The sequence below is a fragment of the Planobispora rosea genome, assembly GCF_014648175.1.
Taxonomy (GTDB): Bacteria; Actinomycetota; Actinomycetes; order Streptosporangiales; family Streptosporangiaceae; genus Planobispora; species Planobispora rosea.
On the sequence record NZ_BMQP01000014.1, the window covers coordinates 98,370 to 115,794 of the forward strand.

15 protein-coding genes and 1 pseudogene are annotated in these 17,425 nt (G+C 72.5%); 7 read left to right on the forward strand and 9 right to left on the reverse strand.

The window, feature by feature from the left end:
- The first annotated feature begins 231 nt into the window (after positions 1-231).
- On the forward strand, positions 232-1,839 hold the full coding sequence (locus IEZ08_RS16235) for a CocE/NonD family hydrolase (RefSeq protein ID WP_189242409.1): 1,608 nt from the start codon (positions 232-234) through the stop codon (positions 1,837-1,839).
- Here the strand turns inward: IEZ08_RS16235 and IEZ08_RS16240 are convergent.
- The 3 genes from IEZ08_RS16240 to IEZ08_RS16250 all read right to left on the reverse strand — a co-directional run bounded on the left by IEZ08_RS16240 (position 1,815) and on the right by IEZ08_RS16250 (position 4,247).
- Positions 1,815-2,339, reverse strand: coding sequence for a TetR/AcrR family transcriptional regulator (locus tag IEZ08_RS16240; RefSeq protein ID WP_244894210.1), 525 nt, complete (start codon positions 2,337-2,339; stop codon positions 1,815-1,817). The genes IEZ08_RS16235 and IEZ08_RS16240 overlap by 25 nt on opposite strands.
- Positions 2,340-2,519: 180 nt before the next feature.
- Complete coding sequence (locus tag IEZ08_RS16245; protein ID WP_189242410.1) at positions 2,520-3,371, reverse strand: DUF72 domain-containing protein; 852 nt, start codon at positions 3,369-3,371, stop codon at positions 2,520-2,522.
- 48 nt (positions 3,372-3,419) lie between these two features.
- A complete protein-coding gene (locus tag IEZ08_RS16250; protein WP_068923268.1) occupies positions 3,420-4,247 on the reverse strand; it encodes an ATP-grasp domain-containing protein in 828 nt (275 codons plus the stop codon).
- A 224-nt stretch (positions 4,248-4,471) separates the two neighbouring features.
- Here IEZ08_RS16250 and IEZ08_RS16255 point away from each other — a divergent pair, with 224 nt between their 5' ends.
- From IEZ08_RS16255 to IEZ08_RS16265, 3 genes are all read left to right on the forward strand, one after another.
- Positions 4,472-5,575: a TetR/AcrR family transcriptional regulator gene (locus tag IEZ08_RS16255; protein ID WP_068928734.1), complete on the forward strand. Its 1,104-nt coding sequence runs from the start codon at positions 4,472-4,474 to the stop codon at positions 5,573-5,575.
- A 117-nt stretch (positions 5,576-5,692) separates the two neighbouring features.
- Entirely contained in the window at positions 5,693-6,328 is a 636-nt protein-coding gene (locus IEZ08_RS16260) for a transcriptional regulator (RefSeq protein WP_068923267.1), read from the forward strand.
- A gap of 12 nt (positions 6,329-6,340) precedes the next feature.
- Complete coding sequence (locus tag IEZ08_RS16265) at positions 6,341-7,984, forward strand: pyruvate, phosphate dikinase (RefSeq protein WP_068923266.1); 1,644 nt, start codon at positions 6,341-6,343, stop codon at positions 7,982-7,984.
- A 31-nt stretch (positions 7,985-8,015) separates the two neighbouring features.
- Here the strand turns inward: IEZ08_RS16265 and IEZ08_RS16270 are convergent.
- Positions 8,016-8,216 (reverse strand): annotated as a pseudogene (locus IEZ08_RS16270) (pyridoxamine 5'-phosphate oxidase family protein); the annotation flags it as partial.
- A 197-nt stretch (positions 8,217-8,413) separates the two neighbouring features.
- Here IEZ08_RS16270 and IEZ08_RS16275 point away from each other — a divergent pair.
- On the forward strand, positions 8,414-9,454 hold the full coding sequence (locus IEZ08_RS16275; protein WP_068923265.1) for an NAD(P)-dependent alcohol dehydrogenase: 1,041 nt from the start codon (positions 8,414-8,416) through the stop codon (positions 9,452-9,454).
- A 61-nt stretch (positions 9,455-9,515) separates the two neighbouring features.
- Here the strand turns inward: IEZ08_RS16275 and IEZ08_RS16280 are convergent, their stop codons facing one another.
- The 5 genes from IEZ08_RS16280 to IEZ08_RS16300 all read right to left on the reverse strand — a co-directional run bounded on the left by IEZ08_RS16280 (position 9,516) and on the right by IEZ08_RS16300 (position 14,268).
- Entirely contained in the window at positions 9,516-10,793 is a 1,278-nt protein-coding gene (locus tag IEZ08_RS16280; protein ID WP_068923264.1) for an ABC transporter substrate-binding protein, read from the reverse strand.
- 5 nt (positions 10,794-10,798) lie between these two features.
- Positions 10,799-11,818 carry a branched-chain amino acid ABC transporter permease gene (locus tag IEZ08_RS16285; RefSeq protein WP_229803159.1) on the reverse strand — a complete coding sequence of 340 codons (1,020 nt, stop codon included), beginning with the start codon at positions 11,816-11,818 and terminating at the stop codon, positions 10,799-10,801.
- Positions 11,819-11,903: 85 nt separating this feature from the next.
- Positions 11,904-12,785 (reverse strand): branched-chain amino acid ABC transporter permease, encoded by an 882-nt coding sequence (locus IEZ08_RS16290; RefSeq protein ID WP_189242412.1) that lies wholly within the window; start codon positions 12,783-12,785, stop codon positions 11,904-11,906.
- Between the two features lie 2 nt (positions 12,786-12,787).
- Complete coding sequence (locus IEZ08_RS16295; protein WP_068923261.1) at positions 12,788-13,513, reverse strand: ABC transporter ATP-binding protein; 726 nt, start codon at positions 13,511-13,513, stop codon at positions 12,788-12,790.
- A complete protein-coding gene (locus IEZ08_RS16300) occupies positions 13,510-14,268 on the reverse strand; it encodes an ABC transporter ATP-binding protein (RefSeq protein ID WP_068923260.1) in 759 nt (252 codons plus the stop codon). The genes IEZ08_RS16295 and IEZ08_RS16300 overlap by 4 nt, the downstream gene beginning before the upstream one ends.
- A 234-nt stretch (positions 14,269-14,502) precedes the next feature.
- Here IEZ08_RS16300 and IEZ08_RS16305 point away from each other — a divergent pair, with 234 nt between their 5' ends.
- On the forward strand, positions 14,503-15,900 hold the full coding sequence (locus tag IEZ08_RS16305; protein ID WP_068923259.1) for a PucR family transcriptional regulator: 1,398 nt from the start codon (positions 14,503-14,505) through the stop codon (positions 15,898-15,900).
- Positions 15,887-17,365, forward strand: a complete 1,479-nt coding sequence (locus IEZ08_RS16310; protein WP_068928733.1) for a long-chain-fatty-acid--CoA ligase — start codon at positions 15,887-15,889, stop codon at positions 17,363-17,365. The genes IEZ08_RS16305 and IEZ08_RS16310 overlap by 14 nt, the downstream gene beginning before the upstream one ends.
- Positions 17,366-17,425: the final 60 nt, after the last annotated feature.

The window sequence follows — 17,425 nt, forward strand, 5'->3', positions numbered from 1 at the left end:
TGAGCACCAGATGTTACCTGCCGGTAATGAGAATTTCACCGTCTTCAAATTCTCATTACCGGCTCATACGCTGCGGCCACCGAAGCGCTGCGGCCCGTGCCACGCCGAAAACCCCGCGCCACGCTCAAGACGCCACGCTCAAGACGCCACGCTCAAGACAGAGTGTGAACAAGCCGTCGTCACGCGTGCCGCCGCGCCTCACCCCCCGCCCAGCTTGCTTGAGGAGTGCGCATGGCGCGACGTCGCTCGACCCTGCCCATCTGTCTGCTGTCGGCCGTGACCGCCGTCACCCTGACCGGCACGGCTGCGGTCACCCCGGCCGCCGCGGCTTCCGCCGTGGTCCGGACCGGGGGCGCGCCCGTGGCCACCACCGGGTTCCGGTTCGTCGACGTTCCCGGCGCCGGCGTGACCCTCAAGGCCAACGTCATCGCCCCGTCCGCCGCCGGCCGGTATCCGGCCGTCATCCTCCCCTCCAGCTGGGGACTGAACGATCTGGAGTACCTGGCCCAGGCGAAGGCCCTGGCCGGGCGCGGCTACGTCGTCGTCTCGTACACGCCGCGGGGATGGTGGTCCTCCGGAGGCGAGATCGACACCGCCGGTCCCCAGGACATGGCCGACCTGTCCAAGGTCATCGACTGGACGATCGCCAGCACCGCCGCAGACCCCGCCCGCATCGGCGCGGCCGGGATCTCGTACGGCGCCGGCCTCAGCGCGCTCGGCGCGGCGTTCGACCCGCGCATCCGGGCCGTCGCCATGCTGAGCGGCTGGACCGACCTGACCTACTCTCTCTACGGCGACTCCACCCGGCACCGGCAGTCGGCCGGGCTGCTCAAGCTCGCCGCCGACCTCCTCGGCAGGGCCGGTCCGGAGCTGACCGACAAGCTGGAGGACTTCGCCGCCAACCGCGACGTCGCCGAGGTCGCCGCGTGGGCGGGCGTCCGCTCCCCGGCGACGTACCTCGACGCCATCAACGCCAACCGGCCCGCGGTGCTGATCGCGAACGCCTGGGGCGACTCGTTCTTCCCGCCCAACCAGCTCCTGGACTTCTACGGGCGGCTGACGACCCCCAAGCGCCTGGAGCTGCGGCCGGGCGACCACGCGATCGCCGAGTTCACCGGTGTGCTGGGGCTGGAGAACGACGTCTGGACCAGCGTGCACCGCTGGTTCGACCAGCATCTGGCCGGCGTCGACACCGGCATCGCCGGTGAGCCGCCGGTCCAGGTCAAGCCACACAACAGCGCCATGGAGGGGTACGCGGACTGGACGGCGCTCGCCCCCACGACCCGCCGGTACGGCCTGGGCCACATCCGCCGGTTGGACGGCACCGGCCTGCTCGGCGGAGACCCCGGCTCCGGCTGGAGCAAGACCCTCCCGACCGACCGCGACACCAGGGCCAACGGCGGCCAGGTGCTCATCACCAACGGCGTCGCCGCGTTCACCGGGGAGCGGCCGAAGATCTGGCTGCCCGCCGTGGACCGCGGCCGCGCCGGGGTGTGGGCGTCGGAGCGGCCGTCCACCATGCAGCGGATCCGCGGCGTTCCGAAGCTCCACCTGGAGCTGACCGGCGCCCCGGCGCAGGGCACCGTCGTGGCCTACCTCTACGACCTCGACCGGCTCGGCAACGCCAAGCTGATCACCCACGCCCCTGTCAGCTGGCTGGACGGCGGCGGCGACCGCGGCGTCGACCTCGACCTCTCGGCGACCGCCTACGACCTGCCGGCCGGTCACTCCCTGACCCTCGTCGTCGACACCGTCGACCCCCTGTACTACGACGAGAACGCGCCGAACGGCTCGATAACCATCGGCGGCGGGTCCTACCTGGACATCCCGCTGACGTAGGCGCCGGGTGCGGACGGGCCGCAGCGGGACAGCCCGTCCAGCATCAGCTCGATCGACCGGCGGGCTGCGGCCTGCGCCGCGGCGAGGTCCTCACCGCCGTGCAATACGCCCTCCACCATGCCGAACAGCAGCTCCAGGTCGTGCGGGTGGAAGTCGCCACGCACCTCGCGACGCTCCTGGGCGCGCTGCAGGGGCCCGGCCAGCGCCGCGACGATCCGGCGCTTGTGCCGTTCCCGCGCCCCGGTGTCCAGGCGGTGCGTGAGCGTCACCAGCGAGCGCATCGTGATCTGCGCGTGCAGCACCTCCCGGAGCAGATCCCGGAAGGCCACCGGCCGGTCCGGGTCGCCGGCGCAGGCCTCCAGCCGGGAGATCTCGTACGCGATGACCGCGTCGGCGAGCGCGTTGCGGTCCGGGAAGTGACGGTACAGCGTGGCCTGGCCGACTCCCGCCCGGCGGGCGATCTCCGGCATCACACCCAGGGACCGCGGGTCGGACATCATGCCCACCGCGGCCTGGATGATCGCCAGTCGATTCCGCTGAGCGTCTTGACGACGCGGCCTCCCCGCACCGTAAGGCATCCCCTAGCTCCTTACCCGCCAATGTTACTGACAGGTAGCGATGATCTCACCGGCACGGGGACATGGCTACACCCCCGGTCCCCGGATCAGGCCCGGCCGGGATCAGAAGAGGGTCGGCGGCTCAGCCGGCTCGGGCTCGGGCAGCGGTTCGAGCTCGGGCAGCCGGGCCCGTACCTCGTCGTGGAAACGGCGGGCGAGCATGAGCGCCTCGGCGTTGTCGGGAGTGTGGATGAACACCGTCGGCGAGCGGCCCTCGCGCAGCCACTCGGTGACCGCGCCGACCCAGTGCCGCCAGCCCTCGGCCGTCCGCGCCGGGTCGTCCCGGCCGATGTAGCGGATGATCGGGCGGTCGGTCAGGGCGTGCGACCGGCGAGGGAGCCGCGGCTTCTTCGTCCACGCCTCGCGTTCGGCGTCGCTGGCCGGAGGGCTCTGGAAGAGGGCGACGGTGTCGAACGGGATCCACTCGGCGCCGACCCCGGCGAGGACCTGCTCCAGGAGCCGCGCCGATCGCGGCTCGTCGAAGAACGCGCGGTGGCGGACCTCGACGGCGTACCGGTGAGAGCCGGGGAGTCCGCGGAGGAAACCCGCCAGCGTGCCCAGGTCGGACGGGGCGAACGAGCCCGGCAGCTGCACCCAGAGGGCGTGGGCCCGCGGGCCGAGCGGCTCGATCGCCTCCAGGAACGACCGCAACTCCTCGTCGGCGCCGGTGAGGCGGCGCTCGTGCGTGATCGACCTGGGCAGCTTGACCACGAAGCGGAAGTCCGGGCCGGTCTGCCGGGCCCACGACTCCACGCTGTCCCGCGCCGGTGTCGCGTAGAACGTCGTGTTGCCCTCCACCGCGTTGCACCAGGTCGCGTAGGAGCGCAGACGCTCCCCGGGAGGGAGCGGATGGGGCAGGAAACGCCCCTGCCACGGCTTGTGCGTCCACATCGCGCATCCCACATGAAGTCGCATGGACTCGACGCTATCGAACACCGCCGACGGCTGTTCCGGCCCGGACGCTCATTCCGCGAGCAGGCGGCGCAGGGAGTCCTTCATGGTCGTGACGAAGGCCTCGCGTGTCCCGGGGGACAGCAGGTCCAGGGAGAGGTAGGGGTTGAGGTCCTCCAGCTCGACCAGGAGCAGTTCCCCGTCGTGGGTACGGCAGGCGTCGACGCGCTGGATGCCGTACTCGATGGTGTTCCAGTCGACGAAACGCCGCGCGAAGTCCAGATCGGCCGGGGCCGGGTCGTACCGTTCCAGGGCCCAGCGCCGGTCGGGCCGGGGCGCGTACAGGGCGTACTGGAAGGCGTGGTCGACGAAGTAGAACGAGACCTCGTAGCGGAAGCCGACGCGCGGCTGGACGAGCACGCCGTCGAAGGCCACGTCCTCCAGCCGGTCCCGGGGGACGAAGGTCAGCCCGATGGAGTCGGCGCCGAACAGGGGCTTGACGGCGTACTCGTCCGCCTCCGGCAGGCGGCCGAGGTCCTCGCGGCGGCCGATCGTCGGGATCACCGGGTACCCGGCGGCGCTCAGGTCGAGGAGATACCGCTTGCCGGCCATGTCGCCCCTGCCGGTCAGCTGGTTGTAGACGCGTACGCCGTCCCTGAGCGCGCGGGCGCGGAAGTCGTCGTATCCGGCCCGGTAGTGCAGGACCGGGCCGCTGTTGCGCACCACGACCATCTCGAAGGCGCCCATCAGCCCGGCCGCGTCCGCCGGGTGGCACAGGGCGAGGTCGAAGTCCTCCCGGAGCCGGGAGGTCAGGAAGATGTCCTCGTCGCAGTAGCGGCGCCCGCGGGCCTGGTAGGCCAGGTCGGTGACGAACAGGACGCGGGGCCGGGCGGATGGCATGTTCCTCCTGACGGATCGGGCTTCCTGCAAGCTACCCGCTCCTGCGGCGCCCCCGTCCCCTCCCCCCGGCGGACGGGCGGTCAGGTGGGCCGAGGGCGAGCCGACCCGGGCCCGGCCGACTGGCCCCGATCACACGGCCTCCGATTCCACATGTTGGGAACATCCAGATGTTGATAACATCTGAGCGCTGGAGTTTTTCCATGGGCGGCGGAGGGAGGGTGACGGTGGTCAGGCTGACCCGGGCACAGCAGCAGGAGCGCACCCGAACGGCGGTGCTGGCGGCGGCGAGACGGGAGTTCACCGAGCGCGGATACGCCGACGCCAAGGTCGACCGGATCGCCGAGCGGGCCGGACTGACCCGGGGCGCGGTGTACTCGAACTTCCCGAGCAAGCGCGCGCTCTACCTGGCGGTCCTGATCGACTCGCTCGAGCGCGCCGAGGCGGCCGGGGCGCCGCCGTCACCCGGCCCGGCCGAGGCGCTGGGCGCGTTCGCCCGCGTCTGGCTGGAACGGCTGCCGCTGTCCGGCGACACACCCGCCGGCGGGAAGCTGCAGTCACGCTCGCTGGCCGGATTGTTCGACGACGAGCCGGGCCGTACCGCGCTGGCGCAGGTCGCCCGGCTGGAAGCGCTGCTGCTGGCTCTGGCGCTGGAGTCGTATCCGCCGTACCGCACGGAACGGGTCCGGCTGGTACGGCTGGCCGAGCTGACGCTCACGATGCTGGCCGGTGCGGGCCATCTGGCGGGCACCGCACCGGGGTTCGGCGATCCCTTCGACGTGGCACACGCCTGCCGGCACCTGGCCGACCTCGACCTCGCCGACAGGTGGGACCCGCCGCACCTGCCCTACGTCGCCCCCGCGCGTCTCGTCCGGGACGCCTGGGAGCCGCCCGCGGCGCTGCCGGACCAGATCACCGGTCGCCCGGCCGGGTTCGGGGCCGACGGAGTGATCGCGGTCCTCGGGAGCGGCCGGCTGGAGGCGGCCGAGGAGGCCGTCCGGGCCGCCCGCCCGGGTGACCAGATCACCGTGGCCGTGGTGACGGGCGATCCGGCCGAGGTCGGGCGCCTTCTGCGGCTGAGGATCGGCGACCTCGCCGGGTGCCTGCGGCGGGTGTTCTCCCCGGACGCCTGGCCGGACCTGCGCCTCGTCCTCGACGACGGCGCCGTGGCGTCGGCCGTCGGCGTCCCGGACCCGGATGACGGCACCGAGGCGGCGGTACGCGTCCGGGCGGGCGAGATCTCCGCCCGGGCCCACGGGCGCGGCGCCGCCCACGCCGCCGCGGTCGCGGACGGCCCGGCCACTGCGCCGTCCGGTGGATCCGGTGGCTGAGCCACGTCTGGATCCGGTGGCTGAGTCACGTCGCCCGGCGTGTCCCCGACGCCAGGACTACCAGGACTACCAGGACTATCGGGCCGAACCCCACGGCCTCCAGGAAGGCCCACCGACATGCTGAGATCACCTCATTCGACGAGCGACGACCTGCTGGTGCTCCATGCCCTGCGCTGCATCGGGTTCGCCGCCCTCTCCCGCCTGGCCGAGGCGACGGGACTCTCCGAATCCGACACGGAGTCCGAGCTGATCGATCTCGCGGTGGCCGGCCTCGTCACACGCGACTCCGGCGGCTTCGGTGACTTCGGCGGGTGGGGGCTGAGCGAGGCCGGCCGTGCCGCGGACGCCGAGCGGATCCGCGACGAGCTCGACACGGCCGGCGCCCGGACCGCGGTGACCAGGGCGTACGACGACTTCCTGGTGCTCAACCCGGAGCTGCTCGACATCTGTACGGCATGGCAGCTGCGATCCGCCGGCGGCGTCATGACCGCCAACGACCACACCGATCCCGTCTACGACTCCCGGGTCCTGGAACGGCTCGCGGACCTCCACCGGCGTGCCGACGCCGTCTGCGCGGGCCTGTCCGCGGCGCTGCTGCGGTTCCAGCGGTACCGGATCCGCCTCGCCACCGCGCTCGCCCGGGCCGAGGCCGGGGCGGTGGAGTACGTGACGGACGACTTCGAGTCCTACCACACCGTGTGGTTCCAGCTCCACGAGGACCTGCTGGCCACCCTGGGAATCCCGCGGAACTGAACGGACGCGCCGATGATCTGGATCCACCCGCTCTCGCCGGAGACCGAGGAGCCGCCGGACGTCCTCGGCGGCAAGGGGCACGGCCTCGTCGTCCTGCGACGTCTCGGGCTGCCCGTGCCCCCGGGGTTCGTCATCGGGACCGGGGCCTGCCTCGCCTTCCTGCGTGACGGGCGGTTCCCCGACGGCCTCGGCGCCGAGCTGGCGACCGCCGTCTCCGGCCTGGAGGCCGCCACCCGGAGGCGTCTGGGCGCGCCCGAACGGCCGCTGGCGGTGTCCGTCCGCTCGGGCGGCAGCGTGTCGATGCCCGGCATGATGAACACCGTCCTCAACGTCGGTCTCACCTCCGAGGCCACGGCGGGGCTGGCGGCGGAGACGGGTGACGTTCGGTTCGCACTCGACTCGCGCCTGCGGTTCCTGTCCGGTTTCGCCTCCGCGGTCGCCGGCGTGCCCCCGGAAAGCCTCGACGCCGCCGCGCGCGCGGTGGCCGGCCACGGCCCGGGCGACGATGAGGCACGCCTCGCCGAGACGATCGCAGGCGTCGAGGCCCTCATCCGCGAGCGAACCGGCGGGCCGGTCCCGGACGACGCGGCGCGGCAGCTGGAACTGGCCGTCGGAGCCGTGTTCTCGTCATGGGACACACCGCGCGCCAGGACCTACCGCACGCTGCACGGCATCCCGCACGACCTCGGCACGGCCGTCACCGTGCAGGCCATGGTGTTCGGCAACCGCGACGGCCGCAGCGGCACCGGCGTCGCCTTCAGCCGCGACCCCAACACCGGCGAGAGCGTCCCTTACGGTGACGTCCTGTTCGGCCGCCAGGGCGAGGACGTGGTCTCCGGCAGGTCGGCGACCCTGCCGCTGGGCGAGCTGGCCGGACGGGAACCGGCGGTGTGGGCCCGTCTCCTGGACGCCTTGGAGCGGATCGAGGGCCACTGTCGCGACGCCTGCCAGGTGGAGTTCACCTTCGAGGCGGGCGAGCTCTGGCTCCTGCAGGTACGGCCCGGCGGCCTCGCCGGGCGCGCGGCCGTCCGCGTCGCGGTCGACCTCGCCGACGAGGGCGTCATCAGCCGCCGCGAGGCACTGCTCCGGGTCTCGCCACGGCATCTCCGGTACGCCCGGACGCCCCGGATCGAGACCGCGGGCACGCTCGACGTCCTCACCCGGGGACTGGGCGCCTGCCCGGGGGTCGCGGCCGGCAGGCTGGCCACCACCGCCGACCGGGCGGTCCGGATGGCGGCCGACGGCCCGGTCATCCTGGTGCGCCCGCAGACGTCACCGCTCGACATGCACGGCCTGGCCGCCGCCGCGGGAGTCGTCACCGCCCGCGGCGGGCCGGCCAGCCACGCCGCCGTCGTCGCGCGGGCGATGGGGAAACCCGCCGTCGTGGGGGCCGCGGACCTCACCGTCGACGACGCCGCCGCCTCCGTGCGGGCGGGCGGGCGGGTCTTCCCGGAGGGCACGCTCGTCACCGTCGACGGGACCGGCGGAGAAGTCGTCGTCGGCAGCCCCCGCGTCGTCACGGCGCCCACCGACCCCCACCTGCACCGCCTGCTCGAATGGGCCGACCAGGTCTCGGGAGGCGTCCCGGGAGCCGGACCGGAACGCGACGACGCGGAACGCCTCAGGGCGGCCCACGCGGCGTCGGGGGCGCACTGACGGCACGGCCGTACCGGCGGGATGGGCGGAATCAGCGAAGGCCGGCACCGTACACGTGATCGACCTTCATCGCCATGAGAACCCTGCGGTCGGACGCCATCACCGACCGGCGCTCCTCCCAGTCCGGGTGCTCCCCCGCGGCGATGCGGTAGTAGCCCATCAGGGCCTCGACCTCGGGACCGCGGGGATCGGTCCCCGGTCCGGTGAGCGTCACGGTGCCCGGCGGGGCCGCGGTGCCGCATAGCGCGCGGTCCCGGGACTCCGCGCCGGGAAGCCCGGCACACAAGGAAACCGCCGAACGATCGTCAGGGGTTCGTCTTGCGGGAACGCGCCGCGCCGCTCAGGGTGGGAGAGCCGCCGGATGATCCACCGGCCCGCGCGGGGCGCGAGGCGGAGACACCCGGCCGGGAGGCGAGAGAAGGGACGACGATGCGTGCCGTACGAATGACCGCATGGCAGGGCGAGCCGGAGATCCTCGACATCCCGGTACCCGAGCCGGGGCCCGGCCAGGCGCTGGTCAAGGTGGCGGGAGCCGGGGTCTGCCACTCCGACCTGCACATCATGGAGTGGCCGGAGGGGCTGCTCCAGTACGAGCTGCCCTTCACTCTCGGGCACGAGGTCACCGGATGGATCGAGCGGACCGGACCCGGCGTGCGGGGCTGGGGCGAGGGCGAGGCGGTGGCCGTGTACGGGGCCTGGGGCTGCGGACGCTGCCACCGCTGCGTCCAGGGCATGGAGAACTACTGCGAGCAGACGTCCGCGATCAAGTCCTCCGGGGGCGGGCTGGGCCTGGACGGCGGGATGGCGGAGTACATGCTCGTTCCCTCGTCCCGGTTCCTCGTCCCGCTGGGCGATCTCGACCCGCGTACGGCCGCCCCGCTCACCGACGCCGGTCTCACCTCCTACCACGCGATCAAGCGTTCCCTGCACCGGCTGGTGCCGGGGAGCGCGGCGCTGGTGATCGGGGTCGGCGGTCTCGGGCACATGGCGGTGGAACTGCTCAAGGCGCTCAGCCCGGCCACCGTGATCGCGGTCGACACCGCGGCCGGCAAGCGGGACCTGGCCAAGCGGCTCGGCGCCGACCACGTGCTCACCGGCGGCCAGGACACCGCGCTCCAGGTCCGCGACCTGACCGGGGGCCGGGGCGCGGAACTCGTGCTGGACTTCGTGGGCGGGCAGCAGACCCTCGCCCTGGCGGCCGCCTGCGCCTCCTCCCTCGGCGAGGTGGCCATCGTCGGCATGGCGGGCGACGAGCTCCCGGTGGGTGTGGGCCGGTTGCCCTTCGAGTGCTCCGTCAGCGTGCTGTACTGGGGATCGCGTCCCGAGCTGATGGAGGTCATCGCGCTGGCGCAGCAGCGCCGCATCACGCCCCAGGTCGAGACGTTCCCCCTGGAGCAGGCGCCGGAGGTCTACCGCAGGCTGCGCGAGGGACGGCTCACCGGCCGGGCCGTGCTCCTGCCGCACGGCTGACACCACGGCCGCCGGTCGATGACACCGCGCCGGCCGGTCGTCCCGTCAGCTCGTCAGCCGGTCAGTTCGTCAGCGGGCCGAACTCCTTGCGGGTGTCGATCACCTCGCCGAAGAGCTCCCACCGCTCGCCTTTGAACCTCATCAGCTGCATCGACTCGATGGGGAAGCCGTCGTCGGCTCCCGTGGTCATCGTCACCCCCGGCAGCAGCATGCCGACCTGCACGTTGTCGAGCGAGCGCACGGCGTCGCGCAGCCCCTCGCGCGTCGGGCACTTCACGGCCTCCATCGCCTTGTGGAAGCTGGCGGCCACCGCCCAGCCGAAGGCGAAGTACGGCACGGCCGGGTTGGCCCCGGGAGCGTACTGCCTCATCTTCTCGAAGTAGAGCATCATCTCCGGGTCGTTCTTCCACTGCGGGTCGTTGGGATCCTTGTAGTACGCGGCGGACACCACGCCCTGCACGTTCTCGAACCCGACCGGCTTGAGGACGGTGATCGACGAGGAGACGTTGTTGACGATGTGCAGCGGGTTCCACGTCCTGTTCCTGGCGTCGGCCGCCAGCGCCTGGGAGCCGAACTTGGGCGTCGTGACGTTGAGGAACACGTCGGCCCCCGACTCGGCGAGGTTGCGCATCTGGGGGTCGACGCTCGGGTCGGAGACCTCGTAGCTCTGCTCGGCGGCCACCGTGATCCCGCTGCCGTCGATGGCCCGCTTGAACCCTTCGAACAGGTCCTTGCCGAAGTCGTCGTTCTGGTACAGCACCGCCACCTTGGCGTCGGGGCGCTCCTGCTTGAGGTACTGCGCGTAGACCCGGGCCTCGGAGACGTAGTTCGGCTGCCAGCCGATGGTCCACGGGTGGGCGGTGTCGGTGCCCCACTTCGACGCGCCGGTCGCGACGAAGATCTGGGGCACCTTGCGCTGGTTGGCGTAGTCCCAGGTCGCCGTCGTCGACGGTGTGCCCAGCGTCTGGAAGAGCGCGAACACCTGCTCCTGCTCGACGAGCCTGCGCGCCTCCTCCACGGCCTTGGGCGGCTGGTAGCCGTCGTCGCGCACCACGAACTCGACCTTGCGCCCGCCGATGCCGCCCTTCTCGGCGTTGACGTAGTCGAAGTACGCCTTGATGCCCTTGGGGATGTCGCCGTAGGCGGAGGCGGGTCCCGACAGCGGGTAGATGCCGCCGAGCTTGATGCTCGTGTCCGTGATGCCGGTGGTCTGCTGGCCCGAGCACTGGCCCGCGGCCGTCGTCGCGCCCGTCCCCGCCTCCTCGCGCCCTCCGCAGGCCGCCGTGGCCAGCAGCAGGGTCGTCGTCACCGCCGCGCAGCCGATGGGAGATAGCCGCATTTCCGTTACTCCTTCCGGAGGATGTTCTCGGTCGAGCGCGCCACGCGCCCCGCCAGCCCGGCCAGTCCGGTCGGCGCGACGTACATCACCACGATGATCAGCAAGCCGAAGATCACACCGGGCGCGGCGTCGTTGATGTCCTGGGAGATGCTCGGGACGAACATCACGAAGAGCCCGCCCAGCAGCGGCCCCGAGAACGAGCCCAGGCCGCCGACGACGATGCCCGCCAGGAGGGTGATCGAGAGCGTGACGACGAACGAGTCCGGCGAGACGAACCCGATGACCCAGGTGTAGACGCAGCCCGCCGCCCCGGCGAACATCGCGCTCCAGGCGAAGGCGAGCGTCTTGTAGAACGGCAGCCGCACGCCCATGACCTCGGCCGCCGCCTCGTTGTCCCGGACGGCGTGCAGGGCCCGGCCGACGCGCGAGCGCAGCAGGCCGTGGGCCAGCAGGAAGGCGAGGACGGTCACGGCCAGCGTCAGGAAGTACAGCCACTGGTCCTCGGCCAGCCCCGTCCAGGCCGGCGGCGCCGGCTTGGCGAGCGTCAGCCCCATGGAACCGCCGGTCACCGACTCGAACCGCTTGAGCAGCGGGACCAGGAAGATCGCGATGGCCAGCGTCACGAGGGCGAGATAGAGCCCTCGCAGGCGTACGGCGGGCAGGCCGAGCGCCAGGCCGAGCACGAACGCCACCGCGGCGGCGATCGGCAGGGTCAGCGGGTACGGCAGGTCCCACCGGTCGAGCATGATCGCGGCCGCGTAGGCGCCGACGGCGAAGAAGGCGCCGTGGCCCAGGGAGATCTGACCCGCGTGGCCGACGAGGAGGTTCAGGCCGAGCAGCGCCACCGCGTAGACCATCACCATGGTGAACTGGAAGACGCGGAAGGGCACGAGCTGGAACGGCAGAGAGCAGGCCACCGCGAGCAGCACCGCCACCGCGATCCACCGCCGCCGGACGGGGGTGATGCTGCGCGCCAGGGCCCTGCCCCGGGCGGGCGCGTCCGTCCGCGCGGGTCCGTCCGTCACTTCCGCCGGCCCTCTCATACGATCCCCTCGCCCGGCGGCTCGCAGCCCGTGTCCGCGGACACCCCGCGCCTGCTGGTCGGCTCGCTCATACCCGCTCCACCACCGCTCGGCCGAACAGGCCCTGCGGCCGCAGCAGCAGGACGAACAGGATGATGGCCAGCGGCACGCCCACCTTGAGGTCGGATCCGATGAAACCGACGTACGCGCCGGCGAGCGTCTCGGCGACTCCGACGGTGAGCCCTCCCGCCACCGCTCCCGCCGGGCTGTCGAACCCGCCGAGGGTCGCCGCGGCGAAGGCGTAGATGAGGACGCCGCCCATCATGTTGGGTTCCAGGAAGAGCAGCGGAGCCACCAGGATCCCCGACACCGCGCCGACGGTGGCGGCCAGTCCCCAGCCGAGGGCGAGCATCCAGCCCACCCGGATGCCGACGAGCCGGGCCGAGTCGGGGTTGGCCGCCACGGCGCGCATCCCCAGGCCGACCTTCGTGTGCTGGAACAGCAGGTACAGCAGGCCCATCACCACGGCGACCACGGCCAGGACGCCCAGCGTCGAGTAGCCCACGCTGAGCCCGCCGGCCTCGACCGCGCCGCCGGGGAACGGGTTGGGGAAGTCCTTGATGAGGAAGGTCCAGATCCATCCGGCCGCGGCGTTGACGAAGATGAACAACCCCACGGTGACGATCACCACGGTCAGCTCGGGGGCGCCCTCCACCGGGCGGATGACGATCCGCTCGATCAGCATGCCGCCCGCGAAGGACACCGCCAGCGTGAGCACCAGGGCCAGCCAGAACGGCAGGCCCGCGACCGTGAACTGCCAGGCGATGTAGGTGGAGAACATCGCCATCTCCCCCTGGGCGAAGTTGACGATGCCGGTGAACTGGTAGATCAGCACCAGGGCCAGGGCCAGGCTGGCGTAGACGGCGCCCGCGCCGAGCCCCTCGACGAGCTGCTGCAGGAAACCGGCCATGGCTAGACCCGGTATCCGAGATACGACTGGGCGACCTGCTCGTCCGCCCGGATCTCGTCCGCCGATCCCGAAAGGACGATCCTTCCGCTCTCCAGCACGTGGGCCTGCTGGGCGATGTCGAGGGCGAGATGGGCGTTCTGCTCGACGACGACCACGGTGGTGCGCTCCTGTTCGTTTATCGTCCGCACGATGCGGAACAGCTCCCGGGTGACCAGCGGGGCGAGCCCGAGGGACGGTTCGTCCAGCAGGAGGAGCCGCGGTCGCGACATGAGCGCCCGGCCGATGGCCAGCATCTGCTGCTCGCCGCCGCTGAGGCTGCCCGCGACCTGCCGCAGCCGTGTCTTCAGCACCGGGAAGTAGCCGTGGATCCGGTCGAGGTCGGCCTCCACCTCGCCGCGTCCCCGCCGGGTGAAGGCTCCCAGGCGCAGGTTCTCCTCGACGGTCAGCGGCATGAACGTGCCGCGCCCCTCCGGCACGTGCGCGACCCCGCGCCGGGCGATCGCGTCCGGTGAGCGCCGGGCCAGGCCGGCGCCGTCGAGCCGGACGCTCCCGCGCGTCCAGACCGCGCCGGACAGCGCCCGCAGCAGGGTGGTCTTGCCCGCCCCGTTGGGCCCGAGGATCGCGCAGATCTCCCCCCTGCCCACCGAGAGGTTCACCCCGTGCAGCACGCGGGCGTCCCCGTAGCCGGCGCTCAGGTCCGAGATCGTCAGAAAGGAGTCGGTGCTCATCGGGCCGTCCCCAGGTACGCCTCGATGACCGCGGGATCGCGCTGGACCTCTGCGGGAACCCCCTCGGCTATCTTGCGGCCGAAGTCGAGGCACACGACCCGGTCGCAGATCCCCATGACGAAGCCCATGTGGTGCTCGACCACGACCACCGTCACGTCGAACTCCTCGCGGATCGCCCGGAGGGTGCCGGAGAACTCCGCGACCTCCCCGGAGCTGAGCCCGTTGACGGGTTCGTCGAGCAGCAGCAGCCGGGGCCGCCCGGCCAGGGCCCGGGCCAGTTCCACCCGCTTGAGCGTGCCGAACGGCAGCCCGGTCGCCGGGTGGTCGGCGACGTGGGTCAGCGCCAGCCGCTTCAGGATCCGGTCCGCCTCGGCGCGGAGCCCGGCCTCCTCGCGGCGCACCCGGGGCAGCCACAACGACGCGGTCAGGAACCCGGCCCCGCCGCGGTGGTGCGCGCCGACCAGGACGTTGTCACGTACCGACAGGTGCGGGAACAGGCCGAGGTTCTGGAAGGTCCGCGCGATGCCCGCCGACGCGATCGCGTGCGGCGGTACGGCCAGCAGGTCTTCGCCCTCGTACCGCACGGTCCCCGCGTCGGCGCCGTAGCGCCGGGTCAGGCAGTTGAACAGCGTGGTCTTGCCGGCGCCGTTCGGCCCGATGAGCCCCACCATCTCACCGCGCTCCACGGAGAAGCCCACGCCGTCCAGCGCGGTGATCCCCCCGAAGCGAACGGTGAGGTCGTGTACCTCCAGCATCCGGCCTCCTGGAAGCGGCGGGTGAAGCACGCGGGCGTGAGCACGCGAACGCGGGCACACCATCGGAAGAACAATGTTCTGAGGCTGTGGCCAGCGTAGGTTCCGCCCGTCGAGGACCGCATTGGGCGCGGGCACCCAAGATGTGCCGGAGGGTGTTGTCCACCGCGCACAGCGTCCGTCTCGGACCGGTCACGAGTCGTTGACCTCCCGGCGACCAGCGGGGACCATCCCGACATGTCCGGTGGTTTCAGAACGGGAACATCCACTGCGCCGGGAGCGGTCCGCGCGGAGCGCGCGCGCATTCTCTCCGAGATCCTCGACGATCTGGACGAGCTGGCCGGCACCGCCGTCAGGACCATGCGGGCCGAGATCCCCGCGTACGCGGCCCAGGACGAGGCCTTCCACGCGGACGTGCGCGACCAGGTGATGCGGCACTACCGCAGCAAGCTGGCCGTCCTGTTCGAGGACCGTACGGTGACGCTCGACGACATCGCCTTCACCCGCCGGGCGGCGATGCGACGGGCCCGGGCCGGGGTCGCCCTGGCCGACTACATCAACGCCTTCCGCGTCGGCCAGCAGGTCTTCTGGGAGTCGGTTCTCGAACGCGCCGGCTCCTCCTTCGCCGGGCACGACGCCGCGCTCTCGCTGGCGGCCCCGCTGATGCGCTACTGCGACTTCGCCAGCACGCACGCGGCCAACGCGTACATGGAGTTCCAGCAGTACGCCGCCGCCGAGGCGGTGCGCGAGAGCAGGGACCTGCTGGAGACCTTCCTGACCGGGAGCGCGCCCACCCGCGGCCGGCAGCTCGCCGCGGCCCAGGCCCACGGCCTCGGGCCGGACAGCTCGGCGCCGCTGCTCGTCGTGATCGCGGTCCTGCTGCCGCGCGTTCCCGGGCCGCGCGGCCACGCCGTGCCGACCGGCCCGGACCAGGGCGCGGACGCGCGCCACGCGGCCTGCGCGGCGATCGCCCGCACCTGGGGGAACGGCACGAGGACGCTCTCGGTCGTACGGCACTCGGAGATCGTGGCCGTCCCCGTGCTCGGCCCGGGGACCGGCCCCGGCGAACTGTGCGACCGGCTCCAGGCGATACGGGAGAACCTGCTCAGCGAGCAGATCGTGCTGGCGATGGGGGTCAGCACCGTGATCGCCGAGACCGCCCAGATCCCGCAGGCCTACCAGGAGGCCCGTGCCGCGCTGGAGTTCCTGCCCGAGGAGGGAGGGGTGGCGGCGCTGCCCAGGATCACCCCCTTCCAGTACCTGGCGCTGAAGGCCGACGACACCGCCCGGCACCTGATCGACCCGCGGGTGACGTCCCTCCTGGCCGAGGACCGGGCGCGCGGCGGCGTGCTCACCGCCACGATCCGGGCCTTCGCCGTCGCCGACCTGAACCTGCGCGCCGCCGCCGAGCGGCTGCAGATCCATCCCAACACCGCCCAGTACCGCCTGCGGCGGATCCGGGAGCGTACCGGGCGCAACCTGCGCCGGGTCAACGATCTCGTCGACATGCTCGTCGCGATCGCTCTCCACGACTCCCTGCCGCCGGACACCGACCCCGAGCGGAGAACACCGGTGACCGCGGCCGATGACCGCCGTGCCGGCCGGACGTACGGTCGTTCCGATGAACCTCGCTGACCGGCTCCTCCTCACCGCCGGACGGCTCACCGGGAGGGCGGCCGTCACGCTCGACGAGGTGGAGATCACCTACGGCGCGCTGGAGCGCATGAGCGGGCGCGTCGCGACGCTGCTGCGGCGCCGCGGGATCCGCGCCGGCGACCGGGTGGCGATCATGTTGCCGAACGTCCCGGAGTTCGCCGTCGTCTACTACGGGGTCCTGCGGGCCGGCGCCGTGGTCGTCCCCCTCGACCCGCTGCTGAGGAGACGGGAGATCGCCGCGTACGTCGGTGACTGCGGGGCACGGCTGCTCATCGCCTGGCACGCCCTCGCCGAGACCGCGGAGGCCGGGGTCGCCGGCACCGGCGCCGACTGCTTCTTCGTGGTCCCCGAGGAGTTCCGCCGGCTGCTGCGCGGCCTGACGGCCGAGCCCGGGACCGCCCCTCGGGGGGCCGGCGACACCGCCGTCATCCACTACACCTCCGGGACGACCGGCCGGCCCAGGGGCATCGAGCTCACCCACGCCAACCTCGGCGGCAACGCCGCGACGGTCGCCCGCATGCAGGCGCTCGGGGTGGACGACGTCCTCCTCGGCGCGCTGCCGCTCTACCACTCCTTCGGGCAGACGTGCTCGCTCAACGCGAGCGTCCACGCCGGCGCGCGCCTGACGCTGCTGCCGCGCTTCGAGCCGGGCCGCGCGCTGGAGGTGATCCGGCGCGACGGCGTCACGGTCTTCCAGGGCGTGCCCACCATGTACATCGCGCTGCTCGACCATCCCGGGGCCTCCGACATGTCGCTTCTGCGGGTCTGCGTCTCCGGCGGGGCCGCCATGCCCCTGGACGTCCTGCGGGCCTACGAGACCCGGTTCGGCTGCTCGATCGTGGAGGGGTACGGCCTCAGCGAGACCTCCCCCGTCGCCGCGACCAACCGCACCGGCCCCGGCCGCAGACCCGGGTCGATCGGCTGGCCCGTCAAGGACGTCGAGATGAAGGTGGTCGGCGAGGACGGCCGCGAGGTGCCGTGCGGCCAGGTCGGCGAGATCGTCGTCCGCGGCCCCAACGTGATGAAGGGCTACTGGAACGACCCGGCGGCGACCGCGGAGGTCATCCGCGACGGCTGGTTCCACACCGGCGACCTCGGCAGGGTCGACGCCGACGGGTTCTTCTTCCTGGTCGACCGCCGCCGCGACGTGATCATCCGGGGTGGCTACACGGTGTACCCCCGCGAGGTGGAGGAGGTCCTGTACGAGCACCCCGCCGTACGGCAGGCGGTGGTCGTCGGGGTCCCCCACCCGGAGCTCGGCGAGGAGATCGCGGCCGTGGTGGCGCTGCGCGCCCCGGCCGAGCCCGACGAACTGCGCGACTTCGCCAGGGAACGGGTGGCGGCCTACAAGTACCCCCGGCGCATCTCCTTCACCGACGAGCTGCCCGTCAGCCCCACCGGCAAGGTCCTCAAGCGCGTCATCACACTGTCGCTGAACGACTGACCCGCTCCCCGGCGGCGTCTGCGGGCGCCGCCGGGGAGCCGGTCGCACGGGTGAGGGCTG